General features: G+C 66.2%; 21 protein-coding genes. 18 read left to right on the forward strand and 3 right to left on the reverse strand.

The window, feature by feature from the left end; translation table 11 throughout:
• Positions 1 to 6 precede the first annotated feature (6 nt).
• The 6 genes from CFB45_RS30610 to CFB45_RS30635 all read left to right on the forward strand — a co-directional run bounded on the left by CFB45_RS30610 (position 7) and on the right by CFB45_RS30635 (position 6574).
• A complete protein-coding gene (locus CFB45_RS30610) occupies positions 7 to 936 on the forward strand; it encodes a dihydrodipicolinate synthase family protein (RefSeq protein ID WP_089428756.1) in 930 nt (309 codons plus the stop codon).
• A gap of 36 nt (positions 937 to 972) precedes the next feature.
• Positions 973 to 1902 (forward strand): Gfo/Idh/MocA family protein, encoded by a 930-nt coding sequence (locus CFB45_RS30615; RefSeq protein WP_089428757.1) that lies wholly within the window; start codon positions 973 to 975, stop codon positions 1900 to 1902.
• A gap of 74 nt (positions 1903 to 1976) precedes the next feature.
• Positions 1977 to 2990 carry an arabinose ABC transporter substrate-binding protein gene (locus CFB45_RS30620; protein WP_089428758.1) on the forward strand — a complete coding sequence of 338 codons (1014 nt, stop codon included), beginning with the start codon at positions 1977 to 1979 and terminating at the stop codon, positions 2988 to 2990.
• 20 nt (positions 2991 to 3010) lie between these two features.
• Positions 3011 to 4573: an L-arabinose ABC transporter ATP-binding protein AraG gene (gene araG / locus CFB45_RS30625; protein ID WP_089428759.1), complete on the forward strand. Its 1563-nt coding sequence runs from the start codon at positions 3011 to 3013 to the stop codon at positions 4571 to 4573.
• Positions 4574 to 4605: 32 nt separating this feature from the next.
• Entirely contained in the window at positions 4606 to 5625 is a 1020-nt protein-coding gene (gene araH / locus CFB45_RS30630; protein ID WP_089428760.1) for an L-arabinose ABC transporter permease AraH, read from the forward strand.
• A 52-nt stretch (positions 5626 to 5677) separates the two neighbouring features.
• On the forward strand, positions 5678 to 6574 hold the full coding sequence (locus CFB45_RS30635) for an SMP-30/gluconolactonase/LRE family protein (protein WP_089428761.1): 897 nt from the start codon (positions 5678 to 5680) through the stop codon (positions 6572 to 6574).
• Positions 6575 to 6635: 61 nt separating this feature from the next.
• On the opposite strand, the gene CFB45_RS30640 is transcribed toward CFB45_RS30635, so the two are convergent.
• The gene (locus CFB45_RS30640) at positions 6636 to 6914 is read right to left on the reverse strand and encodes an XRE family transcriptional regulator (protein WP_089428762.1); all 279 of its coding nucleotides are present in this window, start codon (positions 6912 to 6914) and stop codon (positions 6636 to 6638) included.
• A 96-nt stretch (positions 6915 to 7010) separates the two neighbouring features.
• Between CFB45_RS30640 and CFB45_RS30645 the strand changes: the two genes are divergently transcribed.
• The 9 genes from CFB45_RS30645 to CFB45_RS30685 all read left to right on the forward strand — a co-directional run bounded on the left by CFB45_RS30645 (position 7011) and on the right by CFB45_RS30685 (position 20117).
• Entirely contained in the window at positions 7011 to 8018 is a 1008-nt protein-coding gene (locus tag CFB45_RS30645) for an AAA family ATPase (protein WP_089428763.1), read from the forward strand.
• 62 nt (positions 8019 to 8080) lie between these two features.
• Positions 8081 to 10630 (forward strand): S8 family peptidase, encoded by a 2550-nt coding sequence (locus CFB45_RS30650; protein ID WP_089428764.1) that lies wholly within the window; start codon positions 8081 to 8083, stop codon positions 10628 to 10630.
• A gap of 106 nt (positions 10631 to 10736) precedes the next feature.
• A complete protein-coding gene (locus CFB45_RS30655; protein WP_089428765.1) occupies positions 10737 to 11240 on the forward strand; it encodes a MarR family winged helix-turn-helix transcriptional regulator in 504 nt (167 codons plus the stop codon).
• A 221-nt stretch (positions 11241 to 11461) separates the two neighbouring features.
• Positions 11462 to 12292, forward strand: a complete 831-nt coding sequence (locus CFB45_RS30660) for a p-hydroxycinnamoyl CoA hydratase/lyase (RefSeq protein ID WP_089429207.1) — start codon at positions 11462 to 11464, stop codon at positions 12290 to 12292.
• A 71-nt stretch (positions 12293 to 12363) separates the two neighbouring features.
• On the forward strand, positions 12364 to 13812 hold the full coding sequence (locus CFB45_RS30665) for an aldehyde dehydrogenase (RefSeq protein WP_089428766.1): 1449 nt from the start codon (positions 12364 to 12366) through the stop codon (positions 13810 to 13812).
• The gene (locus CFB45_RS30670) at positions 13809 to 15722 is read left to right on the forward strand and encodes a feruloyl-CoA synthase (RefSeq protein ID WP_373558423.1); all 1914 of its coding nucleotides are present in this window, start codon (positions 13809 to 13811) and stop codon (positions 15720 to 15722) included. Before CFB45_RS30665 ends, CFB45_RS30670 begins: the two co-directional genes overlap by 4 nt.
• A gap of 221 nt (positions 15723 to 15943) precedes the next feature.
• Complete coding sequence (gene mhpT / locus CFB45_RS30675; protein ID WP_089428767.1) at positions 15944 to 17149, forward strand: 3-(3-hydroxy-phenyl)propionate transporter MhpT; 1206 nt, start codon at positions 15944 to 15946, stop codon at positions 17147 to 17149.
• Positions 17150 to 17210: 61 nt separating this feature from the next.
• Complete coding sequence (locus tag CFB45_RS30680; RefSeq protein WP_089428768.1) at positions 17211 to 18359, forward strand: porin; 1149 nt, start codon at positions 17211 to 17213, stop codon at positions 18357 to 18359.
• A 33-nt stretch (positions 18360 to 18392) separates the two neighbouring features.
• Positions 18393 to 20117, forward strand: a complete 1725-nt coding sequence (locus tag CFB45_RS30685; RefSeq protein ID WP_089428769.1) for a tannase/feruloyl esterase family alpha/beta hydrolase — start codon at positions 18393 to 18395, stop codon at positions 20115 to 20117.
• A gap of 71 nt (positions 20118 to 20188) precedes the next feature.
• Here the strand turns inward: CFB45_RS30685 and CFB45_RS30690 are convergent, their stop codons facing one another.
• The gene (locus CFB45_RS30690) at positions 20189 to 20665 is read right to left on the reverse strand and encodes an Lrp/AsnC family transcriptional regulator (RefSeq protein ID WP_089428770.1); all 477 of its coding nucleotides are present in this window, start codon (positions 20663 to 20665) and stop codon (positions 20189 to 20191) included.
• A gap of 158 nt (positions 20666 to 20823) precedes the next feature.
• Here CFB45_RS30690 and CFB45_RS30695 point away from each other — a divergent pair, with 158 nt between their 5' ends.
• A complete protein-coding gene (locus CFB45_RS30695; RefSeq protein WP_089429209.1) occupies positions 20824 to 22056 on the forward strand; it encodes a diaminopropionate ammonia-lyase in 1233 nt (410 codons plus the stop codon).
• Between the two features lie 49 nt (positions 22057 to 22105).
• Positions 22106 to 23281, forward strand: a complete 1176-nt coding sequence (locus CFB45_RS30700; RefSeq protein ID WP_089428771.1) for a M20 aminoacylase family protein — start codon at positions 22106 to 22108, stop codon at positions 23279 to 23281.
• A gap of 150 nt (positions 23282 to 23431) precedes the next feature.
• On the opposite strand, the gene CFB45_RS30705 is transcribed toward CFB45_RS30700, so the two are convergent.
• The gene (locus CFB45_RS30705) at positions 23432 to 24790 is read right to left on the reverse strand and encodes an aspartate aminotransferase family protein (protein ID WP_089428772.1); all 1359 of its coding nucleotides are present in this window, start codon (positions 24788 to 24790) and stop codon (positions 23432 to 23434) included.
• 531 nt (positions 24791 to 25321) lie between these two features.
• Here CFB45_RS30705 and CFB45_RS30710 point away from each other — a divergent pair.
• The gene (locus CFB45_RS30710; protein ID WP_089428773.1) at positions 25322 to 25894 is read left to right on the forward strand and encodes a hypothetical protein; all 573 of its coding nucleotides are present in this window, start codon (positions 25322 to 25324) and stop codon (positions 25892 to 25894) included.
• Positions 25895 to 25913 lie beyond the last annotated feature (19 nt).

A 25913-nucleotide genomic window follows, 5' to 3' on the forward strand; every position in this document is an offset into this window, starting at 1 on the left:
CGAACCATGACATCGAGCAGCACGCCGCGCTATCGCGGCATCTTCCCCGTCGTTCCGACGACGTTTGCCGACACCGGTGAACTCGACCTCGCGAGCCAGAAGCGCGCGGTCGATTTCATGATCGACGCGGGCTCGGACGGGCTGTGCATCCTCGCAAACTTCTCCGAGCAGTTCGCGATTACCGACGACGAGCGCGACGTGCTCACGCGCACGATCCTCGAGCACGTCGCGGGCCGCGTGCCGGTGATCGTCACGACGTCGCATTACAGCACGCAGGTGTGCGCGGCGCGCAGCCTGCGCGCGCAGCAGCTCGGCGCAGCGATGGTGATGGCGATGCCGCCGTACCACGGCGCGACGTTCCGCGTGCCCGAAGCGCAGATCTTCGAGTTCTATGCGCGCGTGTCCGACGCGATCGCGATTCCGATCATGGTCCAGGACGCGCCCGCGAGCGGCACCGCGCTGTCGGCCCCGTTCCTCGCGCGGATGGCACGCGAGATCGAGCAGGTCGCGTACTTCAAGATCGAGACGCCGGGCGCCGCGAACAAGCTGCGCGAGCTGATCCGGCTCGGCGGCGATGCAATCGAAGGGCCGTGGGACGGCGAGGAGGCGATCACGCTGCTCGCCGACCTGCATGCAGGCGCGACCGGCGCGATGACGGGCGGCGGGTTTCCGGACGGCATCCGGCCGATCCTCGAAGCGTGGCGCGACGGCAGGCATGACGACGCCTACACGCGCTACCAGACCTGGCTGCCGCTGATCAACCACGAGAACCGCCAGTCCGGGATCCTCACCGCGAAGGCGCTGATGTGCGCAGGCGGCGTGATCGCGTGCGAGCGGCCGCGGCACCCGATGCCGGAACTGCATCCGGACACGCGCGCGGAACTGCTCGCGATCGCGCGCCGGCTCGACCCGCTCGTGCTGCGCTGGGCGCACTGAACGGTCACCGAACGATTCGCGAAGGAGGCATGCACGATGAGTGATCAGGTTTCGCTGGGGGTCGTCGGCATCGGCAAGATTGCGCGCGACCAGCATCTGCCGGCGATCGACGCCGAACCGGGTTTCAGGCTGACCGCGTGCGCGAGCCGTCACGCGGAAGTCGCCGGCGTGCGCAACTATCGCGACCTGCGCGCGCTGCTGGCCGCCGAGCGCGAGCTCGATGCCGTGTCGCTGTGCGCGCCGCCGCAGGTGCGCTATGCGCAGGCGCGCGCCGCGCTCGAAGCCGGCAAGCACGTGATGCTCGAAAAGCCGCCGGGCGCGACGCTCGGCGAAGTGGCCGTGCTGGAGGCGCTCGCGCGCGAACGCGGCCTCACGCTGTTCGCGACCTGGCATTCGCGCTGCGCGAGTGCGGTGGAGCCGGCCCGCGCCTGGCTCGCGACGCGCGCGATCCGCGCGGTGCAGGTGCGCTGGAAGGAGGATGTGCGGCGCTGGCATCCGGGGCAGCAATGGATCTGGGAGCCGGGCGGCCTCGGCGTGTTCGACCCGGGCATCAACGCACTGTCGATCGTCACGCGCATCCTGCCGCGCGAGCTCGTGCTGCGCGAGGCGACGCTCATCGTGCCGAGCGACGTGCAGACGCCGATCGCCGCTGAGCTCGATTGCGCGGATACCGACGGCGTGCCGGTGCGCGCGGAATTCGACTGGCGGCACGGCCCGGTCGAGCAATGGGAGATCGCGGTCGACACGGCCGACGGCGTGCTCGCGATCAGCCGCGGCGGCGCGCAGTTGTCGATCGCGGGCGAGCCGGTCGAGCTCGGGCCCGAACGCGAGTATCCGGCGCTGTATGCGCACTTCCATGCGCTGATCGCGCGTGGCGAAAGCGACGTCGACGTGCGGCCGCTGCGGCTCGTCGCCGATGCGTTCCTGTTCGGCCGGCGCGTGCAGGCCGACGCGTTCGGCCGCTGATCACGCGGGCGCGCCCCGGCGCGATCGCACACGACGAATCATTACGGCACAAGCCGATATCAAGGAGACACCGCATGAACCGCACGACTCACACGATTCGCCGCCATACCCTGCGCGCGCTGCTGGCCGCACTGTGCATCGCGCCGCTCGGCATGCAGGGTGCCGCGCGCGCCGACGCGCCGCTGAAGATCGGCTTCCTGGTGAAGATGCCCGAGCAGGCGTGGTTCATCAACGAGCAGAACGCGGCGTCCGCGCTCGGCCAGAAGGAGAATTTCTCGGTCGTGAAGATCGGCACGCCCGACGGCGAGAAGGTGCTGGCCGCGATCGACAACCTCGGTTCGCAGGGCGCGCAGGGTTTCGTGATCTGCGCGCCGGACGTGCGCCTCGGCCCGGCGATCGCCGCGCGTGCGAAGCGCTACAACATGAAGTTCGTGACCGTCGACGACCAGCTCGTCGATTCGACCGGCAAGCCGCTGCCGAACGTGCCGCACCTCGGGATGTCGGCGACCAAGATCGGCAACCAGGTCGGCCAGGCCATTGCCGACGAGATGAAGCGGCGCGGCTGGAAGCCCGAGGAAGTCGGCGCGCTGCGGATCACGAACTACGAGCTGCCGACCGCGAAACTGCGCACCGACGGCGCGACGCAGGCGCTGCTCGCGAGCGGTTTCCGCAAGGAGAACATCTTCGACGCGCCGCAGAAGACGACCGACGACGAAGGCGGCTTCAGCGCGGCCGCGCCGGTGCTCGCGCGCCATCCGAACGTGAAGAAGTGGGTGGTCTACGCGCTGAACGAGGAAACCGTGCTCGGCGCGGTGCGCGCGACCGAGCAGCTGCACATCCCGGCGGCCGACGTGATCGGCGTGGGCATCAACGGCGCGGGCGAGGCGTTTGCCGAATTCCAGAAGAAGGAGCCGACCGGCTTCTACGGGACGATCGCGGTCAGCTCGACGAACCACGGCAAGGACAGCACGCAGAATCTCGTCGAATGGATTCGCGGCGGCAAGACGCCGCCGGCCGACACGCAGACGAGCGGCAAGCTGATGACGCGTGCGAACTGGCAGGCCGTGCGCGCCGAGCTCGGCATCTGAGCGCACGAGGCGAGAACGCGATGACGACGCAGACGATGACGGCCGTATCCGGCAATGATCGCGACACCGGCGGCGATGCCGGCGCGTCGCCGCCGGGCGGCCCGCTGCTCGCGCTCGACGGCATCACGGTGACGTTCCCGGGCGTGCGCGCGCTCGACGCCGTGTCGCTGTCGGTGCGCGCGGGCGAAGTGCACGGGCTGATGGGCGAGAACGGCGCGGGGAAGTCGACGCTGCTGAAGGTGCTGTCCGGCGTGAACCAGCCGCAGGCCGGCACGCTGACGCTGAATGGCACGGTGCAGCGCTTCGCGTCGACGCGCGCGGCGCTGGAGGCCGGCATCGCGATCATCTACCAGGAGCTGCATCTGGTGCCCGAGCTGACGGTCGCCGAAAACCTGATGCTCGGGCAACTGCCGAGCCGGCTCGGCGTGGTCGACGAACGCACGCTCGCCGCGCGCGCGCTCGATGCGCTGGAGCGGCTCGGCGAGCACATCGATCCGGGCATTCCGGTGAAGTACCTGTCGATCGGCCAGCGCCAGATGATCGAGATCGGCAAGGCGCTGATGCGCGACGCGCGCGTGATCGCGTTCGACGAGCCGACGAGTTCGCTGTCCGCGCGCGAAACCACGCAACTGTTCCGGATCATCCGCGCGCTGCGTGCGGAAGGCCGCGCGATCATCTACGTCACGCACCGGATGGAGGAAGTGTACGAACTGTGCGACCGCGTGACGGTGTTCCGCGACGGCCGCCGCATCGACACGTTCGATTCCGTGACCGATCTCGACCGCGACCGGCTGATCGGCTGCATGGTCGGCCGCTCGATCGAGGACGTGTACGGCTACCGGCCGCGCACGGCTGGCGACGTGCTGATCGAGGCGAAAGGGCTGGCGGGGCCCGGGTTGTCCGAGCCCGTGTCGTTCACCGCGCGGCGCGGCGAGATCGTCGGCTTCTTCGGGCTCGTCGGCGCGGGCCGCTCGGAGCTGATGAAGCTGCTGTACGGTGCCGCGCGCCCGAGCGCGGGGCACGTCGAGCTGAACGGGAAGCGGGTGGCGTTCGGGAGCCCGCGCGACGCGGTGCGCGCCGGTCTCGCGCTGTGCCCGGAAGACCGCAAGCAGGAGGGCATCGTCGCGATCGCGTCGGTGGCCGACAACCTGAACATCAGCGCGCGCCGGCATTTCAGCCCGGCGCGGGTGCTGCTCGACGGGCGGCGCGAACGCGAACTCGCACAGCGCTACATCGAGCGGCTCGCGATCAAGACCCGCGACGGCGACACGCCGATCGGCGCGCTGTCCGGCGGCAATCAGCAGAAGGTCGTGCTCGCGCGCTGGCTGGCCGAGCGCATCGACGTGTTCCTGATGGACGAGCCGACGCGCGGCATCGACGTCGGCGCGCGCGCGGAAATCTACAACCTGTTCTACGAACTCGCGGAAGCGGGCCGCACGGTGATCCTCGTGTCGAGCGACCTGGCCGAGGTGATCGGCGTGTCGGACCGGATCATCGTGATGAAGCAAGGACGGATCGCGGGCGAGGTCGCGAAGGCGCAGGCGACGCCCGACGCGCTGATCAAGCTCGCGCTGCCGCGCTAGCGCCCCGCAACGATCAACCGGATGCAAACGACATGAGCCAGGCAATGCAACCCCAACGCACTTCCCCGTCCCCCGATGCCGCCGTCGTACCTGCGCGAGCGCGCGGCGGCGTGTGGCAGCTGATCAACCGCTCCGGCATCGTGATGGTGTTTCTCGTGCTGTTCGCGACGCTGTCGCTGACCGTGCCGGACTTCCTTACGCCGCGCAACATCCAGGGCCTGCTGCTGTCGGTCACGCTGATCGGCTCGATCGCGGTGACGATGATGTTCGTGCTCGCGCTCGGCGAGGTCGACCTGTCGGTCGCGTCGATCGTCGCGTTCTCGGGCGTCGTCGCGTCGACGCTGATCACCGCGACGCACAGCGTCGTGCTCGGCATCGCGGGCGGCGTGCTCGCGGGCGGCGCGGTCGGGCTCGTCAACGGCGTGCTGATCGCGCGCTGGCGGATCAACTCGCTGATCGTCACGCTCGCGATGATGGAAGTCGTGCGCGGGCTCGCGTTCATCACGTCGAACGGCGACGCGGTGATGATCTCCGAGGAACGCTTCTTCGATCTCGGCGGCGGCTCGTTCCTCGGCATCTCGTATCCGATCTGGAGCAACATCGTCGGCTTCGTCGTGTTCGGCTTCTTGCTGCGCAAGACGGTGTTCGGCAAGAACGTGCTCGCGGTGGGCGGCAACGGCGAGGCCGCGCTGCTCGCGGGGCTGCCGGTGATGCGCATCAAGATCACCGTGTTCGTGCTGCAGGGGCTCGTGACGGGTTTTGCCGGCGTAATGCTCGCGTCGCGGATGAGCCTGGGTGACCCGAAGACGTCGGTCGGGCTCGAGCTCGGCGTGATTTCCGCGTGCGTGCTGGGCGGCGTGTCGCTGACGGGCGGCGTCGCGACGATCTCCGGCGTGCTGGTCGGCGTGCTGATCATGGGCTCCGTCCAGGACGCGATGAGCCTGCTGAACGTGCCGACGTTTTACCAATATCTGATACGCGGCGGAATTCTGTTGCTCGCGGTGCTGTTCGACCAGTATCGTCGCAACCAGCGGCGCGCGATGAAGATCTGATCCCTGGCGAACGCGCGGCCGCCTGCATAAGCGACAGATATCGGGAGACGGCATGCAACAGATTCATCCGGCCGGGCAGGCGACGCTGCTGGCGGACACCCGCAACACGCTCGGCGAAGGTGCGACGTGGTGCGACAGGACGCACGCGCTGTATTGGGTGGACATCGAAGGCGCGCAACTGTGGCGCTGCCGCGCGGACGGTTCGGACCTTACCCCGTGGGCGATGCCCGAACGACTCGCGTGCTTCGCGCTGACCGACGACCCGGACGTCCTGCTCGTCGGGCTCGCGACGCATCTCGCGTTCTTCAATCTGCGCAGCGGCGCGTTCACGCGGATCGTCGACGTCGAGCCCGATCTGCCGACGCGGCTGAACGACGGGCGCTGCGATCCGTTCGGCGCGTTCGTGTTCGGGATGAAGGACGAAGGCGCCGAGCCGCCGAAAGCGGTCGGCGGGTTCTACCGGCTCAATGCCGATCTCACGCTGGAGCGGCTCGCGTTGCCTGCGGCCGCGATTGCGAACAGCATCGGGTTCTCGCCGGATGGCACGAAGATGTATTTCTGCGATTCGCTGGTGCGCGAGATTTTTGTGTGCGATTACCGTGCGGGCGGCGATGTCGCGAACGTGCGGTCGTTTGCGCGGCTGACCGATGCGAACGGCGATCCGGACGGCTCGATCGTCGATCGCGACGGCGGCCTGTGGAATGCACAGTGGGGTGGCAGGCGGGTGGTGCGCTACGGGCCGGACGGTGTCGAGACGGATCGCGTGGCCGTACCGACTGCGCAGCCGAGTTGCACGGCGCTCGACGGTGAGGGCCGCCTGTACGTGACGAGCGCACGCGTCGGGTTGAGCGACGATGCGCTGGTCGACGACCCGCATGCGGGCGGCGTGTTCGTCGCGCAGACGCGGCATGCGGGGATGACGACGGCGCGGTTTGCGGGTGGGAATTGATCCGGCTTTTCGATCGAACTTGAATTCCAATCAAATACTGTATATATATACAGTATTGTCACTATCCGCTGATGGCTGCCAAGCGCTCAAGTAGTGCCACGGTTCTTTTTGCATTCTCGAGAGCGCCACTCAAGTCGTCATGTCCCTGAGTTTCGGTCAATGCGGCCGAAGCCAACTCCCCCAGGCAATAGTTGATGAGTTTGGTGGGGGCGCCAAGTTTCTCCGCTTCATAACGCGATAGACACGACTTGTCGATTCCGTGGGCGGCCGCAAACTCGGCCTGCGTCCTTTCGCCGCGCGCCCAACGGATAAGCTCACCCTGGCTTTGCGGAAGTTGCATGTGGGTTGATGCTGTAATTACATTGAGTTGCTATAGTAGCATCAACAGGAAGGCGTGAGGTCCTATACTTCGCATCTAGATATTTAGAGGTTCCCGATGGCTCGCTCCGACCAGGTTAAGGCTTTACTCCGCGCATATGCTGGTGACAATCATGAACATTTCTTCGCGGTTGCCATGCAAATGGCCGCCGATGAGGCTCATCGGGGACACACCAAGCTGGCTGCGGAACTGCGTGACCTTGTAGACACAGCAAAGGCTGGTAAGACCGGCGAGCAGACGACGTCGCGAGTCAAGACTTCGGCGCGCCCGACTCCTCTCGCCCAACCGAAGAGCGAACTGTCAGAACTGCTGACGGCGCAGTACCCGCAGGAGCATCTTCAGCAGATGGTTCTTTCCGAGACAGTCCGGAGGAAACTCGACAGAGTCCTGCGCGAGCAGCGTCATCACGGACAATTGCGTCTCCATGGATTGAGCCCGCGTAGGAAGCTTCTTCTTGTCGGGCCGCCCGGTACGGGCAAGACCATGACTGCGGCTGCGCTTGCGGGGGAACTTCGCTTGCCGCTGTTCACTGCGCGGTTCGACAGCCTCATAACGAAATTCATGGGTGAGAGTGCATCCAAGCTGCGTCTCGTGTTTGAGGCACTGAAGTCGACGCGCGGAGTGTACTTCTTTGACGAGTTCGATTCGTTGGGCTTACAGCGTGGCAGTCAACACGACGTTGCTGAAATGCGTCGTACGCTAAACATGTTCCTGCAGCTCATTGAACAAGACACGTCCGACAGTTTGTTGATTGCGGCAACCAATCACGGGAAGGATCTTGATGCGGCGCTGTTTCGCCGTTTCGATGACGTCATCCAGTACGATGCCCCAGACGAGCAACAGATTGAAGCGCTGCTCAAGAATAGCCTCGGCACGTTCGTGACGTCTAAAATTGATTTCCCTCGCCTAGCTCAAATTGGTCACGGTGAATCTCATGCTGACATCGTCAAGGCGTGCGTCGATGCACTCAAAGATGCCGTGATGGAAGGTCAGAGGATTGTCAGCCACGAAAGCGTCGCTCGCCATCTGGAAGAACGTACTCAGGGTCGCAATTTTCGAGCGTAAGATTCGGTAAAGTTTACTGTAGACTCTTTAGCTAATAGAACTAAACCGAGAGCTTAGAGAGAATGGCAGATGAACTGAAAAGTCACTTGTCCGTCGACGGATATGTGACCGGGGTTAAATTTCGCTCTCCTTTGAACGTCATTCGAGAGCCTGCTCCGCAGCGGGCAGATCGAGGGGCGCATGGAGCTCGCCTGCTGAAGCAAATAGAGGAGCTCGGTGGCGAAATAGAAGAATTGGAAGATTTGCGGGAGCAACTTGGCCTCCCACTGCGCCGAGGGATTCGCATCGCCATTGAAGTCAAGCCACGCAACGCTTTTGACTACGGCACGGTTGAATGGGCAAAGGATGGTATCCAGCTTTCAGCCGTGATCTCTCATGACGACCATGACGTTGTCGTGTTGCACGTGCCGGATGGGAAGCTTTCAGCATTTGTTAAGCGTATTACTGAATATATTCACGAGAACAATAAGAAAAGCGGCAAGCCAAAGAATGCATCTCTAGTCAATGCGATTGAAAACATCCGACGTGCTGCATTTTCTGAACTCTGGACTGACGTGTCGAGTCCGCCCGAAGATGACGAGAATCACTGGTTCCAAGTCTGGTTACGACACTCTGCTGGGAAAGCCGACGCTGTGGTCTCGGACTTCAGAGCAGAAGCGGCGAAGGTAGGAATTGACGTTTCGAAAGGATATGTTCAGTTTCTCGGACGCCTTGTCGTCGCCGCTTATGGAAATCGGCTTGCCTTCCAAAAGGCAGTTGAACTTCTCGATCTGATCGCAGAAATACGGTTCGTTGAGCCGAATGCTGAGTTCTTCATCGGGGAACTCACTCCTAGCGAACAAGCCGACTGGATTCTCGACCTGGTCGAACGCACGACGGTCGGCGACGATGACGCTCCCCATGTATGCATTCTGGATACGGGGGTGAACAATGGGCATCCGCTGCTTGAACATGCGCTCTACACGCAGGATATGCATACGTACCATCCAAATTGGCCGAAGCACGACGCTGACAGTCACGGTAGCGAGATGGCGGGTATTGCGCTCTACGGCAACTTGTCAGCAGTTCTCAATTCGACAGAGCACGTGACGCTACCGCATCGGCTTGAGTCGGTAAAGATTCTCCCACCTGACGGAGAGAACTCACCAAAGCTTTGGGGCGCTGTCACCCTTGACTCCGTTAGCCGCGTCGAAGTCGCAAATGCCAATCGCACTCGGGTGTTCGCGATGATGACAACCTCCGTGGGTCACGTTGAGGGCAATCCATCTGAATGGTCCGCGACCATCGACCAGTTAGCTTTCGGTCGTGCGGTATTAGACGTGCCGGCGCTGAAGGCGATATTTAAAGCCAAAGGAAAAGTTGAGGAAAGTCCACGCGTCCCGCGACTCTTTGTTCTCTCCGCAGGCAACGTAGATTGGCCGGAGTGGGCTGAGTATCCGAACGTGAATGCTAAAAGCCCGGTTCAGAATCCTGCGCAGGCTTGGAACGCCTTGACTGTTGGAGCATGTACCGATCTTGTTGAGATCGATACCAAGAAGCACAATGGGCACACGGTAATTGCCGAACGTGGCCTCCTTTCGCCGTCGTCCACTACGTCGATGATTTGGGCCGGTTCTGCTTGGCCATTCAAGCCTGACGTCGTTGCAGAGGGAGGTAATGGCTCGTTCGACAGTCTCGGCATGGTCGATATCGGACCGGAATCTTTGCGGGTCTTGACCACATCGAACACGCCTCTTGATGAGCCGTTCATCACGTCAGGTGACACAAGCGGTGCCACGGCAGAGGTTGCAAGAATTTGCGCTCATTTGCGTGCCCGCTATCCGGCCTACTGGCCCGAAACCATTCGTGCGCTTGTCGTCCACGGCGCCAGGTACACACCTGCCATGCGCGCAACTTTGCCGGTGAATCTAAAGAAGGAGGACAAGGAGCAACTGCTACGCACGTTCGGCTACGGAATGGTTAGCCTTGATCAATCCGAGTTCTCGACAATCCACCGCCCGACGCTTGTTATCCAGCGGGAATTTAACCCATACGTGCGAGGCGATAAGTCCATCACACTCGGTGACATGCAGTTGCACGAACTGCCGTGGCCGGCGAGTGAGCTTCGCGCGCTTGGCGAAACTCAAGTTGAATTGCGCATCACGCTATCGTACTTTGTCGAACCGAACCCGAGTTCGCGCGGCTGGCAAAGCAAGTTTCGGTACCAGTCGCACGCGTTACGATTTGCAGTAAAGGCTGCTACAGAAGACGCTAGCGAATTCCGCAAGCGGATCAACAAGGTTGAGCGGATGGAGGGCGAGGCAGGATTCACTGACCCGGATTCCAGTCAGTGGTTGTATGGTCATCAACTTCGCTCGCGGGGCTCATTGCATTCGGATGTCTGGACTGGAACTGCGGCGCAGCTTGCTTCGAAATCGCATGTGGCGGTCTTTGCGGTTGGGGGATGGTGGAAAGATTGGGAGCAACTGAAGCAATGGAAACAGAAGGCCAGATACGGCCTCGTCATATCACTTCGGGTTGCAGACACTATCGATACCGATATTTACACACCGATTGCCGCACTTATCGAGCAAGGGATCGAGATTGATATTAATCTGGACGACCTTCTTTGAACACGTCTCGAGCGTGCGTGGGGCTACCGCGCATAACGCATGCTCACAGGAAACTGAGCGGTTGACGTACTGGTAAGATGGCCCGCAATTCCATCCCGCCCGCACCATGAGTTCCGCACCGACCAAAACCGCGAATCCGAAGAACGCCGCGAAGAACGCCGCCCGCGCGACGGGCGACAAGCCGAAGGCGCGCGTGCAGCAGCGCCTGACCTACGTGATCGGCGGTCTCGACCGGCTGCTGCGTCGCCACATGACCGACGCGCTCGCCCCGCTTGGCATCACGCTCGCGCAATACACGGCGCTGTCGGTGCTCGAGGCGCGCGGCGCATCGTCGAACGCGCAACTGGCCGAGCGCTCGTGGATCACGCCGCAATCGGCGAACGAAGTGATGAGCGTGATGGCCGCCCGCGGCTTCGTCACGCGCGAAGCCGACCCGTCGCACGGCCGCATCATCCTGCTGACGCTGACCGACGAAGGCGCGGCGATGCTGCGTGAATGCGAAGCAGTCCTGCGCCCGCTCGAGACGCGCATGCTCGGCGACGTCTCCGCGGACACGGCCGCGGACGTGCAGCGCGCGCTCGAACTGTTCTCGCGCAACCTGCGCGGCTGACCCCCTTCCGAACCTTCATCGCGCCGGCCCGTGCGGGCCGCGTTCGCGTTGCCGGTCGCCTGACCGTTCCCCGATTCCGTCGCCTCCTGCCGCTTTCCGCTCCGGGTTTACACCGGCGCTCGTGCCGCTTGCAATATCAGGTAGCCTGATATTAAATGAAGCCGTCCGCAGCAGGGATGCTGCGCACCGAATCGCACTGGAAACGAACGACAGGAACCGACATGAGCAAGTACGACAACCGCTGGCAGACCGTTGAAGTGAACGTGGAGGCTGGCATCGCGTGGGTGACGTTGAATCGCCCCGAGAAGCGCAACGCAATGAGCCCGACGCTGAACCGGGAGATGCTGGAAGTCCTCGACGCAGTCGAGTTCGACGACGAGGCGAAGGTGCTGGTGCTGACCGGCGCGGGCGCCGCGTGGACGGCCGGCATGGATCTGAAGGAGTACTTCCGCGAGATCGACGGCGGCTCCGACGCACTGCAGGAAAAAGTGCGCCGCGACGCATCGGAATGGCAATGGCGTCGCCTGCGGATGTACAACAAGCCGACGATCGCAATGGTGAACGGCTGGTGCTTCGGCGGCGGGTTCTCGCCGCTCGTCGCGTGCGACCTCGCGATCGCGGCCGACGAAGCCGTGTTCGGGCTGTCGGAGATCAACTGGGGCATCCCGCCCGGCAACCTCGTCAGCAAGGCGATGGCCGACACGGTCGGGCACCGCCGCGCGCTGCACTACATCATGACCGGCGACACGTTCACCGGCGTGGAAGCTGCCGACATGGGCCTCGTGAACAACAGCGTGCCGCTGGCCGAACTGCGTGGCGCGACGATCGCGCTTGCGGCGCGGCTGATGGACAAGAACCCGGTCGTGCTGCGTGCGGCAAAACACGGCTTCAAGCGCTCACGCGAACTCACGTGGGAGCAGTGCGAGGATTACCTGTACGCGAAGCTCGACCAGGCGCAGCTGCGTGACCCGGAGCGCGGCCGCGAGCAGGGTCTGAAGCAGTTCCTCGACGACAAGACGATCAAGCCGGGCCTGCAGGCTTACAAGCGCTGACACAAGCGTCGACGCAGCCGCCGGCGTCCCCGCCGGCGTAATCGCAAGAGACAGGCAAGGCAGGAGACGACATGACCGACAGACGGATGCTGATCGGCGGCGAGTGGTGCAACGCTCGCGACGGCCGCACTTTCGACCGATTCAACCCCGCGACGGGCGCGCTGGCGTTACGCGCGCCGGCGGCCGGCGTGGCCGACGCCGACGCGGCGATCGACGCCGCACACCGCGCGTTTCCCGCCTGGTCGGCGCTTGCGCCGACCGAGCGCCGCCGGCTGCTGCTGAAGGCGGCCGACCTGATGGACGCGCGCATCGACGCGTTCATCGCGACCGGCGTAGCCGAAACCGGCGCGACGCCGGGCTGGATCGGCTTCAACGTGACGCTTGCGGCGAACATGCTGCGCGAGGCCGCGTCGATGACGACGCAGATCGCCGGCGACGTGATTCCGTCCGACGTGCCCGGCAATCTCGCGCTCGCGATGCGCGTGCCGTGCGGCGTCGTGCTCGGCATCGCGCCGTGGAACGCGCCGGTGATCCTCGGCACGCGCGCGCTCGCGATGCCGCTCGCGTGCGGCAACACGGTCGTGCTGAAGGCATCCGAAGCGTGCCCCGGCGTGCATGCGCTGATCGGCGCGGTGCTGGACGAAGCGGGGCTCGGCGCGGGCGTGGTCAACGTGATCACGCACGCGGCGGCCGACGCACCCGAACTCGTCGAGCGGCTGATCGCGCATCCGCACGTCAAGCGCATCAACTTCACCGGCTCGACGCATGTCGGGCGCATCATCGCGCGCCATGCGGCGGCGCACCTGAAACCGGTGCTGCTCGAACTCGGCGGCAAGGCGCCCGTGCTCGTGCTGGATGATGCCGATCTCGACGCGGCCGTCGACGCGATCGCGTTCGGCGCATTCTTCAACCAGGGGCAGATCTGCATGTCGACCGAGCGCGTGATCGCGGCGCGGCCGATTGCAGACGCGCTCGTCGAACGCCTCGCCGCGAAGGCGCGCACGCTGGTCGCGGGCGATCCGCTGGCCGGCCATCCGCTCGGCACGATGGTCGACGCGGCGGCCGCCGCGCGTGCGGCGGCGCTCGTCGAGGATGCGCGGGCGCATGGCGCGAATTTGCCGCTCGGCTGTCGCGTCGAAGGTGCGACGATGCAGCCGGCGATCGTCGACGGCGTGACGCGCGACATGCGGCTGTATCGCGAGGAATCGTTCGCGCCGGTCGTCGCGATCCTGCGCGCGGACAGTGACGACGAAGCGGTCGCGCTCGCGAACGACAGCGAGTTCGGGCTGTCGGCGAGCGTGTTCAGCCGCGATGTCGCGCGCGCGATGGCGGTCGCGCGCCGGATCGAATCGGGGATCTGCCACATCAACGGCCCGACCGTGCACGACGAGGCGCAGATGCCGTTCGGCGGCACGAAGGCAAGCGGCTACGGCCGCTTCGGCAGCCGTGCATCGATCGCCGAATTCACCGAGCTGCGCTGGATCACCGTGCAGACCACGCCGCGTCACTACCCGATATGAGCGAGGCGACGATGAATGTAGCGAAGCCTCCGGGTGAGGCCGCACAAGATACCGGCGGCGTGCGTTATCGCGCGGCGGCCGTCGCCGTGGGCGCGGCCGAGATTCGTCGCGCGGAAAACGGCGCGTGGTACCTGCGTTCGCGCGAACCGCTCGGCGACTACCCGACGCGCCTGACCGACTGCCTCGTGAACGGCGCGCAAGCACACCCCGATCGCGTGCTGGCCGCGAAGCGCGGCGACGACGGCCGCTGGATCGAGATCACCTACGCGCAGATGCTCGACCGCGCTCGCGCGCTCGGACAGGGCCTCGTCGATCTCGGGCTGTCGGCCGAGCGACCGCTCGCGGTGCTGTCCGGCAACGATCTCGAGCATCTGCAGTTGATGTTCGCGGCGATGCTGGCCGGCGTGCCGTATTCGCCGATCTCGCCCGCGTATTCGCTGGTGTCGACCGACTACGGCAAGCTGCGTCATACGCTCGGTGTGCTGAAGCCGGGTGCGGTGTTCGTCGCCGAGCGCGCGCCGTTCGCGCGTGCGCTCGACGCCGTGTTGCCGGCTGATGCGGCGCTGATCGTCGCACACGACGACGATGCCAGTGTCGACGCCGACGGAAAAGGCCGCGCGGTGCCACTCTCGCGCCTGCTCGCCACCCCCCCGCGCACGATCGACGCGATCCACGCGGCGATCGGCCCCGATCACCTCGCGAAGATCCTGTTCACGTCCGGATCGACGAAGCAGCCGAAGGCCGTGCCGACCACGCACCGGATGCTGTGCAGCAACCAGCAGATGCTGCGCCAGACGATGCCCGAACTGACACGCGAACCGCCGGTGCTGGTCGACTGGTTGCCGTGGAATCACACGTTCGGCGGCAGTCACAACCTCGGCATCGCGCTGTACAACGGCGGCACGCTGTATATCGACGACGGCCGCCCGATGCCGGGCCGCTTCGACGAAACCGTGCGCAACCTGCGCGAGATCGCGCCGACGATCTACTTCAACGTGCCGAAAGGCTGGGAAGAACTGACGGCCGCGCTCGAACGCGATGCCGGGTTGCGCGACACGTTCTTCTCGCGCGTGAAGCTGTATTTCTTCGGCGGCGCGGGCCTGTCGCAGGCCGCGTGGGACCGGCTCGACCGCGTGACCGAAGCGCATTGCGGCGAGCGGATCCGGATCATGGCCGGCCTCGGGATGACGGAGGCGTCGCCGTCGTGCCTGTTCACGACGGGGCCGCTGATGCGCGCCGGCTATATCGGGCTGCCCGCGCCCGGCTGCGACGCGAAGCTCGTGCCGTGCGGCGGCAAGCTCGAACTGCGTTTCAAGGGGCCGAACGTGATGCGCGGCTACTGGCACGCGGACGTCGATCCGCGCGACGTGTTCGACGACGAAGGCTATTACCGCAGCGGTGATGCGGGCGTGTTCGCCGATCCGGCGCGGCCGGAGCTCGGGCTGCTGTTCGACGGGCGGCTGACCGAGGATTTCAAGCTGAGCAGCGGCACCTTCGTCAGCGTCGGGCCATTGCGCGCGAACGCGGTGTCGAGCGGCGCGCCGTACGTGCAGGACGTGGTCGTCACCGGGATCAATCGCGACGACATCGGGCTGCTGGTGTTTCCGCGTGTCGACGCGTGCCGTGCGTTGGCGGGGCTCGCCGCCGATGCTTCGGTGACCGACGTGCTGCGCGCGCCGGCCGTGCGCGCGGTGTTCGAGCAATGGCTCGTCGAGCTGAACCGGCAGGCGAGCGGCGGTTCGACGTTCGTCGCGCGCATCCGGCTGATCGACACGCCGCCGTCGCTCGACCTCGGCGAAGTGACCGACAAGGGTTCGCTGAACCAGGCGGCCGTTCAGAAGCATCGCGCGGCGACGATCGACGCGCTGTACGACCCGGCGCGACGCGATCCTGACGTGATTTACGCGTAAGCAGCACGCGCGAGCAGTAAGCAGCAGTAAGCATCAACAAGCACGCACAACGACCGGCCGGCCACGACACCGGCAGGCATGCTTGCGGCCAGTGAATCAGGCTGCCTGATAAAGGCGGCCGTTCAGACGACACCTCGCGCGCCGCTTCGCCACTGGCCGGCGACGGCGCGCGGTGGCCGTTGCATGGTCGACCGATTACAAGACATGGGACTGGAGACACGATGAACACCTACGTAGCGGAAAAATCCACGGTCGCGACCACGCTCGCGCTGTGTTTCGCGATCGCACTTCTCGAAGGACTCGACCTGCAGTCGGTCGGCGTCGCCGCGCCGCGCATGGCGCGCGAATTCGGGCTGAGCGTGTCGCAGATGGGTATCGCGTTCAGCGCGGGCACCTTCGGGCTGTTGCCGGGCGCGATGCTCGGCGGGCGGCTCGCCGACCGGATCGGCCGCAAGCGCGTGCTGATCGCATCGGTCGTGCTGTTCGGGCTGCTGTCGATCGCCACCGCGCAGGTATCGACGTTCGCGATGCTCGTCGTCGTGCGCGTGCTGACCGGCATCGGCCTCGGCGGCGCGATGCCGAACCTGATCGCGCTGTCGTCCGAAGCGGTCGAGCCGCGCTCGCGCAGCAGCGCGGTGGCCACGATGTACTGCGGGATCCCGTTCGGCGGCGTGATCGCGTCGGTGATCGGCGTGCTGCTCGCGGGCGACACCGAATGGCGGCACATCTTCTACGTCGGCGGCGTGGGGCCGCTGCTGCTCGTGCCGCTGCTCGTGTGGTTCCTGCCGGAATCGCGTGCGTATCTCGACGTCGCCGGCACGCCGGCCGCGCGCACCAGCGTCGCACGCACGCTGTTCGGCGACGGCCGCACCACATCGACGGTCGCGCTGTGGGTCAGCTACTTCTGCACGCTGATCGTCCTGTACTTCCTGCTGAACTGGCTGCCGTCGCTGATGGCCTCGCGCGGGCTCGATCGCGCACACGTCGGCCTCGTGCAGATCGCGTTCAACGTCGGCGCGGGGCTCGGCGCGCTCGGCATCGGTGCGGCACTCGACCGGATGCGCGCGTCGCGCGTGGTCGGCGGCATGTACGTGGGGATCGTGCTGTCGCTCGCCGCGCTCGCGGCGGCGCCCGGTTTCGCGTCGCTCGCGGCCGCCGCGTTCGCGGCCGGGATGTTCGTCGTCGGCGGGCAGTCGGTGCTGTATGCGCTCGCGGCGATCTACTACCCGACCGCGATGCGCGGCACGGGTGTCGGCGCGGCGGTGGCAGTCGGCCGGCTCGGTTCCGTCGTCGGGCCGCTCGCGGCCGCGACGCTGCTGGCCGCCGGCCGCAGCGCGCCGGTCGTGATCGGCGCGAGCATTCCCGTCACGCTCGTCGCGGCCTTCGCTGCATTCGTGCTGATTCGCCGCCCGCAAGCCGGCGACTGATGGTTCGTTTTTTCAATGCGCGCCGTCAGAGCGCGCTTACTCAAGGTCTGGAGACGCAACGATGAAGACGAAGACAAGGAACGGCCTGCTGGCCGCCGGAGCGTGCTGCGCATTTGCCGCGCCGGTCGCGCATGCGCAGTCGAGCGTGACGCTGTACGGGATCATCGATACGGGCGTCGAATACGTGTCGCACGCGAACGCGGCAGGCGACCACGTCGTGCGGATGCCGGGCGTGACGGGCGAGCTGCCGTCGCGCTGGGGGCTGCGCGGCACCGAGGATCTCGGCGGCGGCTATCAGGCGGTGTTCACGCTCGAAAGCGGCTTCAACGTGCGCGGCGGCGATCTCGGCCAGGGCGGCCGGTTGTTCGGGCGCCAGGCATTCGTCGGGTTGAAGAGCGGCTTCGGCACGCTCGCGTTCGGGCGCCAGTACACGATGACCTACCTCGCGCTGCAGGGCGCGGACATCATCGGCCCTGACATCTACGGGCTCGGCTCGTTCGACGCGTACGTGCCGAATGGCCGCGCCGACAACGCGGTGACCTACGTCGGCGCGTATCGCGGCGTGACGTTCGGCGCCGCGTATTCGTTCGGCCGCGACGGCGCGGGCACCGGCAACTCGCCGGGGCAGGGCACGTGCGCGGGGCAGGTGCCGGGCGACGCGGTGCAGTGTCGCAACTGGTCGGTGATGCTCAAGTACGACAGCGCGTACTTCGGTGCGGCGGCGTCGTACGAGGAACAGCGCGGCGGCACCGGCGCGGCCGCGAACTTCTTCGACGGCGTCGCGCCCGTTCCCTTCACCAGCAGCGGCGGCAAGGACGCGCGCACGCACGTGAGCGCGTATGCGCAGGCGGCCGGCGCGAAGATCGGCGCGGGCTGGATCGGGCGGCGCGTGTCGACCGGTTCGCCGGCCGCGGCGGGTGCGCATTCGGATTTGTTCTTCGTCGGCGCATCGTATGCGGTGAAGCCGGATTTCGTCGTCGACGGCGAAGGCTACCGGATCGTCAACAGCGCGCACGACACGCGCGCGACGATGGCCACGCTGCGCGCGACCTATCTGTTGACGAAGCGCACGGCCGTCTATGCGCAATCGTCGTATCTGTGGAACAGCGCGCATGCGCGCTACTCGGTCAGCGGCGGCGGGCCCGGCACGACGCCCGGCGCGGGGATGGGGCAGCTCGGCGCGATGGTCGGCGTGCGGCACATGTTCTGATTCACCGGCGTGACGAACCGAACGGGAGTTATCTTGAACAGGAAATCTGCATTCCTCTGTATTGCGCCGCTGTCCGCCGCCGCGATGCTCGCCGGTTGCGGCGGCGACGATTCGGTGAATTCCGCACCGACGCACCTGAGCGCCGCGACACCGGCCGCGATGGCGCAGACCTGCGACGCGCTCGCCGCGAAGCTCGCGTATGCGAACACGTCGTTCACGTCGGTGACGACCGCGGCCGCCGGCGCGCTCACGGTGGCGGGCAAACCGATCGCCGAGCACTGCGTGATCGCAGGGAAGATGAACGAGCGCGTGAGCACGGTCGACGGCAAGACCTATGCGATCGGCTTCGAAATGCGCTTGCCGAAGGCGTGGAACGGCCGCTTCTTCTACCAGGCGAACGGCGGCCTCGACGGCAACGTCGTGACCGCGACCGGCGAGATCGGCGGCGGCGGGCCGCTGACCGACGCGCTGAACCAGGGCTTCGCGGTGATCAGCTCGGATTCCGGGCACAGCGCCGCGCAGAACCCGCTGTTCGGCCTCGATCCGCAGGCACGCCTCGACTACGGCTACGGCGCGGTCGACGCGCTCACGCCGATGGCGAAGCAGGTGATCCGGCTCGCGTACGGCAAGGCGCCTGATCGCAGCTATTTCGGCGGCTGCTCGAACGGCGGCCGTCACGCGATGGTCACGGCGGTGCGCAACCCGGCCGACTACGACGGCATCATCGCGGGCGATCCGGGCTTTCATCTGCCGAAAGCGGCGATCGGCGAGATGTACGGCGCGCAGCAGTTCGCGAAGATCGCATCGGCGACCGGCTCGAACGGGCTGCCGGATATCCGCAGCGGCTTCAATGACGCGGAGCGGCAGTTCGTCGGCGCGAAGATCCTCGAGAAATGCGATGCGCTCGACGGCGCGGCCGACGGGATGGTGCAGGACGTCGCCGCTTGCCAGGCGCACTTCAGCGTCGATGCGGACATCCCGACCTGCGCGAACGGCACGCGCACGGGCGCATGCCTGACGACCGCGCAGAAGACCGCGCTCGGGAACGTGTTCACGGGCGCTCGCAACAGCGCGGGCCAGGCGCTCTATGCGGGCTTTCCGTACGATCCGGGCATCGCGGGCGGCGGCTGGGCCGCGTGGAAGCAGTCGAATTCGATCACGCTCGACCCGGCCGCGATGGCGTTCACGTTCATGTCGCCGCCAAAAACCGCCGCGGCGCTCGCGAACCTGCCCGGTTTCGCGCTCGGCTTCGACATGGATAACGACGCGCCGGCGATCTTCGCGACCAGCGGCGTGTACACGCAATCCGCGTGGACGTTCATGACGCCGCCTGACGAAACCAACCTGTCCGCGCTGAAGGCGCGCGGGGCGAAGCTGCTCGTCTATCACGGCACCGGTGACCCGGTGTTCTCGTTCGACGACACGCGCGACTGGTACGCACGGGTCGCGCAGGCGAACGGCGGCGATGCGTCGGATTTCGCGCGCTTCTATCCGGTGCCGGGGATGAACCACTGCTCGGGCGGGCCGGCGGCCGACCAGTTCGACCTGCTGACGCCGCTCGTCGCGTGGGTCGAGCAGGGGCAGGCGCCCAATGCGGTGGTGGCCACCGCGCGCGATGCGACGAACGTGGCGCCGAATGCTGACGTGCCCGCGTCATGGGGCGCGGGACGTACGCGGCCGCTGTGTCCGTATCCGCAGGTGGCGCGCTACAACGGGTCGGGCGACGTGAATTCGGTGGCGAGCTTCAGTTGCCGCTGACGTAGCCGTCGATGGGAGGTGGCCGGCGCATGCATTCGTGCGCCGGTCGCCTCATGTGTGCAACCGCTCACTTACTCGCCCGGCTCGACCGGCACCTCGAGCCCGACCTTCACGCGGCTCATGCTCACCAGCGTCTTGAACCGCTTCACGTTGTTGTTCGCGAAGAACAGCTCGCGCGTGAGCGCGTTGTACTGATCCATGTTGCGTACGGCCAGGATCAGCACGAAATCCCATTCCCCCGTCACGTAGTAGCACTGCTGGATCTGCGGGCAGCGCTCGAAGGTGCGCTTCATCGCGTCGAGCTGGTCGATCTGCTCGCTTTCGACCTCGACGTTGACGACGATCGTCAGCGGATGATCGACCTTGTCCGGCGCGACGACAGCGGTGTAGCGCTCGATCACGCCTTCGTCCGCGAGCCGTTTCAGGCGCCGGTTCACGGCCGCGGTCGACAGGTTGACGCGCGCGCCGAGCTCGCTTTGCGGCGTCTGCGCGTCGCGCTGGATTTCCATCAGCAGCTTGCGATCGAACGCATCGAGTGGGGTGGTCATGATGGCGCGTGAAACCTCGAAAGAATGAGAAATTTTTGCGTGGCAGTCGCTAATTTGGCGATTTTATTGACCCGCATGCGCAATATTATTTTTCGAACCGGCGGCGCGTGCAACCCGTGCGCGCCCGACCCGAACCGACTCACGGAGTGCTGCCCGCGATGCTGATCGCCAACCCCCGCGCCTCGCGCGCCGCCTATCCCCACGCGCTGCGCCGCGTGATGAACATGGCATCGGCCGACGAAAGCGGCGCGTGGCTGTCGCACTGGCCGCTCGTCGGCAACGCGCGCACGCCGCTGCGCGCGCTGCCGGATCTCGCCGCGCGGCTCGGCGTCGCGAGCGTCAGCGTGAAGGACGAGTCGTGCCGCTCGCCGCTCGGCAGTTTCAAGGCGCTTGGTGCGCCGATCGCGCTGGTGCGGCTCGTGAAGCGCCTGCGACGCCCGCAGGATCTCGATCCGCAAGGGCTCGTCACCGGCCGCTACGCGGCGGAACTGGCCGACCTGACGGTGATCAGCGCGACCGACGGCAATCACGGCCGCGCGCTCGCCGCCGCCGCGCGTGCGATCGGCTGCGGGTGCGTGATCGTGCTGCACGCGAACGTCGACGCCGAGCGCGAACGCGCGATCTCCGCGTACGGCGCGCGGATCGTGCGCATCGAGGGGAACTACGACGAGTCGGTTGTCTGCGCGGCGCAGCTTGCGCAGGCGAACGGCTGGTATGTCGTGTCCGATACGTCGTACGACGGCTACGAAGCGATTCCGCGCGACGTGATGCAAGGCTATGGCGTGATCGCCGCCGAGGCCGCCGCACAGGCGGCGCAGGACGACGGGCGCCCGTTCACGCATGTGCTGCTGCAGGGTGGCGTGGGCGGCCTCGCCGCGGGCGTCGCGAGTTACCTGTGGGAGCGCGACGGCGTGCAGCGGCCGCGTTTCATCGTCGTCGAGCCGCGCCAGGCCGATTGCCTGTACCAGAGTGCGCTCGCTGGGCGCGCGTCCAGGGCGACCGGCAGCGTCGATTCCGTGATGGCGGGGCTCGCGTGCGGCGAGGCGTCGCCGCTGGCGTGGGACTTCCTCGAGATGTGCATCGACTACTTCATGCTGATCGACGACGAAGACGCCGTGCAGGCGATGCGCGGCCTCGCGGCCGGCAGCGGTCGCGACGTGCCGCTCGTGGCGGGCGAATCGGGCGCGGCCGGCGTCGCGGGGCTCGAGGTGCTGATGCGCGACCCTGCGCTCGCACGGCAGGTGGGGCTCGATGCGCACTCGCGCGTGCTGGCGATCAATACGGAAGGCGCGACGGCGCCGTCCGTGTACCGGAACTGCGTCGGCGAAACGGCCGATGCCGTGCTCGCGCGGCAGCGCGCCTGGCAGGACCGCGCGGCAGTGGCGGCCTGAACGACATCCCGACCGATCCCGATCGACCACGACTGACGAGGCCAACGCCATGGACGCAACCGAAGAAAGCACGCTGCAGGGGCAACTGAAGACCTGGCGCCGCCACTTGCACCAGCATCCGGAGACGGGGTTCGAAGAGGTGAACACGTCGGACTACGTCGCGCGCATCCTGACGACGCTCGGGCTCGACGTGCATCGCGGGATCGGCGGCACGGGGCTCGTCGCGAACCTGACGGCCGGCACCGGCAAGCGCGCGATCGGCATCCGCGCGGACATGGACGCGCTGAACATCGCCGAGCACGCGCCGGGCCGCGAACACGCGTCGCGCACGCCCGGCAAGATGCATGCGTGCGGGCACGACGGCCACATGTCGATGGTGCTCGGCGCCGCGCAGCTGCTGGCCGAGCGCAAGGATTTCGACGGCACCGTGCGTTTCATTTTCCAGCCGGCCGAGGAGCACGGCCGCGGCGCGAAGGCGATGATGGCCGACGGGCTGTTCGAGCGCTTTCCGGTCGACGCGATCTTCGGCGCGCACAACATGCCGGGCATGCGCGCGGGCACGTTCTCGACGCGTGCGGGCGGCATCATGGCGAGCGAGGACAATTTCGTGATCCGGATCGACGGGCGCGGCACGCATGCGGCGCGCCCGCACATGGGCATCGATCCGATCGTGATCGGCGCGCAGGTCGTGTTCGCGCTGCAGACGATCGTGTCGCGCAATCTCGATCCTGGCCAGCAGGCCGTGATCTCGTGCACGGAGTTCATCACCGACGGGCTGCGCAACGTGCTGCCGTCGACGGTGACGATCAAGGGCGACACGCGCAGCTATTCGCGCGACGTGCAGGCGCTGCTGGCCACGCGGATGCGCGAGATCAGCGAAGGGATCTGCCGCACGCACGGCGCGACCTGCATGTTCGAGTACACGCACGAGTTCGCGCCGACGGTGAATTCGCCGGAATGGGTCGACACGGCCGTGCGGGCCGCGGCGCAGGTGGCGGGCGCGGAGAACGTGGACGCGAACGTCCAGCCGATGATGATCTCGGAAGACTTCGGCGCGTTCTTGCAGGCGGTGCCCGGCAACTTCGTCTTCATCGGCAACGGGGAGGCGGCAGGGCGCGGCGGCGTGCCGCTGCATAACGCGGGCTATGACTTCAACGACGAGATCCTGTCGATCGGCGCGCGGTATTTCGAGGCGGTGGCGCGGCAGGCGTTGAAGGCGGCGTAGCGCATCGCTGCATGAGGCGAATGCGACGGGAAACGGCTCGCTGTGCGGCGGTCCGTTTCACTGTCACGCGACACGAGCGACGCCGCAGCCGCAGGCAACACATCGTGGCCGCGCTCGCGCGATGTGTTGCCTGCCGCGAATGTCACGCCATCACACCAGCTCGCCGAGACACGCGTCGAACTGCGCGACGAGCCGGTCGACATCATCGGCCGTCGTCTGCGGACACACGAGCATCATGTTGTGGAATGGCGTGATCAGCACGCCGCGATTCAGCAGGTACAGGTGCACGATGTGCTCGAGTTCGCTGTCGAGCTGCGCGCCGGCGATCGTGCCGTTGCGCGGCGGCGTGGGGGCGAACTGGAACTCGGTGCGCGCGCCGATGCGCGTCACGCACCACGGCAGTTCGTGTTTCGCGATCGCCTGCTCGAGCCCGGTCGCCAGCCGCGCGGCGAGTTCGAACATGTGCGCATAGGCCGCGTCGGTCGCGACTTCGGCGAGCGTCGCACGCATCGCATGCATCGCGAGCATGTTCGCGGTGAGCGTCGTGCCGATCCCCGAGTGGCCGGGCGGCGCGTTCAGCTTCGCCTGCTTCGCGCGTTCCGCGAATTCGGCGCTGAACCCGTACACCGCGCACGGCACGCCGCCCGCGATCGGCTTGCCGACCACCAGCATGTCCGGCTCCAGATCGTGCGCGACCGCATAACCGCCCGGGCCGCTGCTGATCGTGTGGGTTTCGTCGATCACGAGCAGCGTGCCGTGGCGGCGCGTCAGTTCGCGCGCGGCCTCCCAGAAGCCCGGATCGGGCAGCACCATCCCGATGTTCGTCATCGCGGGCTCGGCGAGCACGCAGGCGACATCGCCGCGTTTCAGCGCGGCTTCGAGCGCGGCGAGATCGTTGAATTCGACGACGCGCGTGTTCGCGAGCAGGTCGTACGACTGCCCGAGCAGGCTGTCGCGCTGCACGGGGCGGCCGTCGACGAGATCGACGAAGACGTCGTCGACCGTGCCGTGATAGCAGCCGTTGAACACGACGATCGTGTTGCGGCCGGTGGCCGCGCGCGCCCAGCGCAGCACGAAGCGGTTCGCGTCGCTCGCGCTCAGCGCGAATTGCCAGACCGGCAGCCGGAAGCGGCGCGCGAGTTCGCGCGACACCCACGCGGCATCCTCGCTCGGCAGCATCGTCGTGTAGCCGCGCGTGGCCTGCTCGACGAGTGCCCGCGCGACGGGTTCGGGCGCATGGCCGAACATCGCACCGGTGTCGCCGAGGCAGAAGTCGGCGTAGCGGTGGCCGTCGACGTCGGTGAAGGTCGCGCCGCGCGCTTCTTTCACATACAGCGAGAACGGCGTCGACCAGTCCTGCATCCAGTGCAACGGCACGCCGAACAGCAAGTGCTCGGACGCTTCCGCGGACAGGGCGCGGGAGACCGGCATGGCTTCGGTGAATGCACGGCGCTCGCGATCGAACAGCGCGCGGGCGCGGATGAGGTCGACTCCGTGGCGGGAAGGCAAAGGCAGCTCCTGGGCTGTGAGGATGACGAAGACGATAGCGCGGAGCGCGGGGGGCTGAATAGAGGCGGAATTACCGAGGCGGACGCAGGTGCTCGGACGCGGCGATTCAATGATGCGCATGTTGAAGTGCGAGCAGCACGAAGACCCGGCTCATTTTTTCCATTCGATTCAATTTGATTGGTAGATAGCATAGGTAAATAAAAAACGGAAATCGGCATAAAGGTTTCCATGTATTTGATTCCGGTTTTTCGCAACCTATCGTTGACGCATGTCGTTGCGTGAATATGTCCACATGGCTAGGTGAATACTGCCTTACGGGAGGGTGACGGCAGGGTGGGCAGGCCGGCGAAAGGGCATTGCCGGCCCCATGCGCGCAATGACGGAAATGGCATTCCACGGGGATATTGCATTCAAATTTCGAGATACTGGAATATCGAATTTGAATGCAATGGGCGGAATGTTTTGTCCGAAGCGAACCGCTAATGGGCGGCGTTCGGATTTCACGAAACGGCCTGAATACGGAATAGAAAAATGAAGATCGGCAAATACATCATCGCGGCGGGCGCATGCATTGCATTCACCGGCATCGCCCAGGCGGGCCCGACGTCGCCGCACGCCGTCGTCAAGACGATCCGGTTGACGGCGCACATTGGCGACAGCCTGTTCGTGTCGACCTCGGGCGATGCGGCCGCCCATGGCGTGGTCGAGCTGAATGCGACGGACGGCTCGCCGCAGACGTTCGGCGCAACGCTGCCGATCCGCGTCTACACGACGAATCCCGACGTCCGCGTCGCGCTGCTGCAGCCGCTGAGGCTGTCGAACGGCCGCTACGACATGACCGACGCGAAGGTCGTGCTGGCGGACAAGGCCGGCGGCGCGGACATCGCGCACGACGGCGCGCGCACGCTCACCCTGGTCAAGCCCGGCATCAATGGCTACGACGAAACCCGCAACCTGACGATCCGTGCCAATGCGCCGGCTACGCGCGGGGCAGCCGGAGTCAACGGAAGCTACCGGGGCGATCTGGTGCTGATGTTCGAACCGGTCGCGTCGGCGGGGGACGATACGGTCCCGGGCGGCAGGGTGGCGGCGGTAGACAAGTAGGGATCTGGCCGGCCGGGTT

This window comes from Burkholderia sp. HI2500 (genome assembly GCF_002223055.1).
GTDB lineage: Bacteria > Pseudomonadota > Gammaproteobacteria > Burkholderiales > Burkholderiaceae > Burkholderia.

Excerpts from the sequence above, each read along its gene's own strand:
- CFB45_RS30610 (WP_089428756.1), top strand. The coding sequence starts at position 7 with ATGACATCGAGCAGCACGCCGCGCTATCGCGGCATCTTCCCCGTCGTT.
- CFB45_RS30615 (WP_089428757.1), top strand. The coding sequence starts at position 973 with ATGAGTGATCAGGTTTCGCTGGGGGTCGTCGGCATCGGCAAGATTGCG.
- CFB45_RS30620 (WP_089428758.1), top strand. The coding sequence starts at position 1,977 with ATGAACCGCACGACTCACACGATTCGCCGCCATACCCTGCGCGCGCTG.
- araG (WP_089428759.1), top strand. The coding sequence starts at position 3,011 with ATGACGACGCAGACGATGACGGCCGTATCCGGCAATGATCGCGACACC.
- araH (WP_089428760.1), top strand. The coding sequence starts at position 4,606 with ATGAGCCAGGCAATGCAACCCCAACGCACTTCCCCGTCCCCCGATGCC.
- CFB45_RS30635 (WP_089428761.1), top strand. The coding sequence starts at position 5,678 with ATGCAACAGATTCATCCGGCCGGGCAGGCGACGCTGCTGGCGGACACC.
- CFB45_RS30640 (WP_089428762.1), bottom strand. The coding sequence starts at position 6,914 with ATGCAACTTCCGCAAAGCCAGGGTGAGCTTATCCGTTGGGCGCGCGGC.
- CFB45_RS30645 (WP_089428763.1), top strand. The coding sequence starts at position 7,011 with ATGGCTCGCTCCGACCAGGTTAAGGCTTTACTCCGCGCATATGCTGGT.
- CFB45_RS30650 (WP_089428764.1), top strand. The coding sequence starts at position 8,081 with ATGGCAGATGAACTGAAAAGTCACTTGTCCGTCGACGGATATGTGACC.
- CFB45_RS30655 (WP_089428765.1), top strand. The coding sequence starts at position 10,737 with ATGAGTTCCGCACCGACCAAAACCGCGAATCCGAAGAACGCCGCGAAG.
- CFB45_RS30660 (WP_089429207.1), top strand. The coding sequence starts at position 11,462 with ATGAGCAAGTACGACAACCGCTGGCAGACCGTTGAAGTGAACGTGGAG.
- CFB45_RS30665 (WP_089428766.1), top strand. The coding sequence starts at position 12,364 with ATGACCGACAGACGGATGCTGATCGGCGGCGAGTGGTGCAACGCTCGC.
- CFB45_RS30670 (WP_373558423.1), top strand. The coding sequence starts at position 13,809 with ATGAGCGAGGCGACGATGAATGTAGCGAAGCCTCCGGGTGAGGCCGCA.
- mhpT (WP_089428767.1), top strand. The coding sequence starts at position 15,944 with ATGAACACCTACGTAGCGGAAAAATCCACGGTCGCGACCACGCTCGCG.
- CFB45_RS30680 (WP_089428768.1), top strand. The coding sequence starts at position 17,211 with ATGAAGACGAAGACAAGGAACGGCCTGCTGGCCGCCGGAGCGTGCTGC.
- CFB45_RS30690 (WP_089428770.1), bottom strand. The coding sequence starts at position 20,665 with ATGACCACCCCACTCGATGCGTTCGATCGCAAGCTGCTGATGGAAATC.
- CFB45_RS30695 (WP_089429209.1), top strand. The coding sequence starts at position 20,824 with ATGCTGATCGCCAACCCCCGCGCCTCGCGCGCCGCCTATCCCCACGCG.
- CFB45_RS30700 (WP_089428771.1), top strand. The coding sequence starts at position 22,106 with ATGGACGCAACCGAAGAAAGCACGCTGCAGGGGCAACTGAAGACCTGG.
- CFB45_RS30710 (WP_089428773.1), top strand. The coding sequence starts at position 25,322 with ATGAAGATCGGCAAATACATCATCGCGGCGGGCGCATGCATTGCATTC.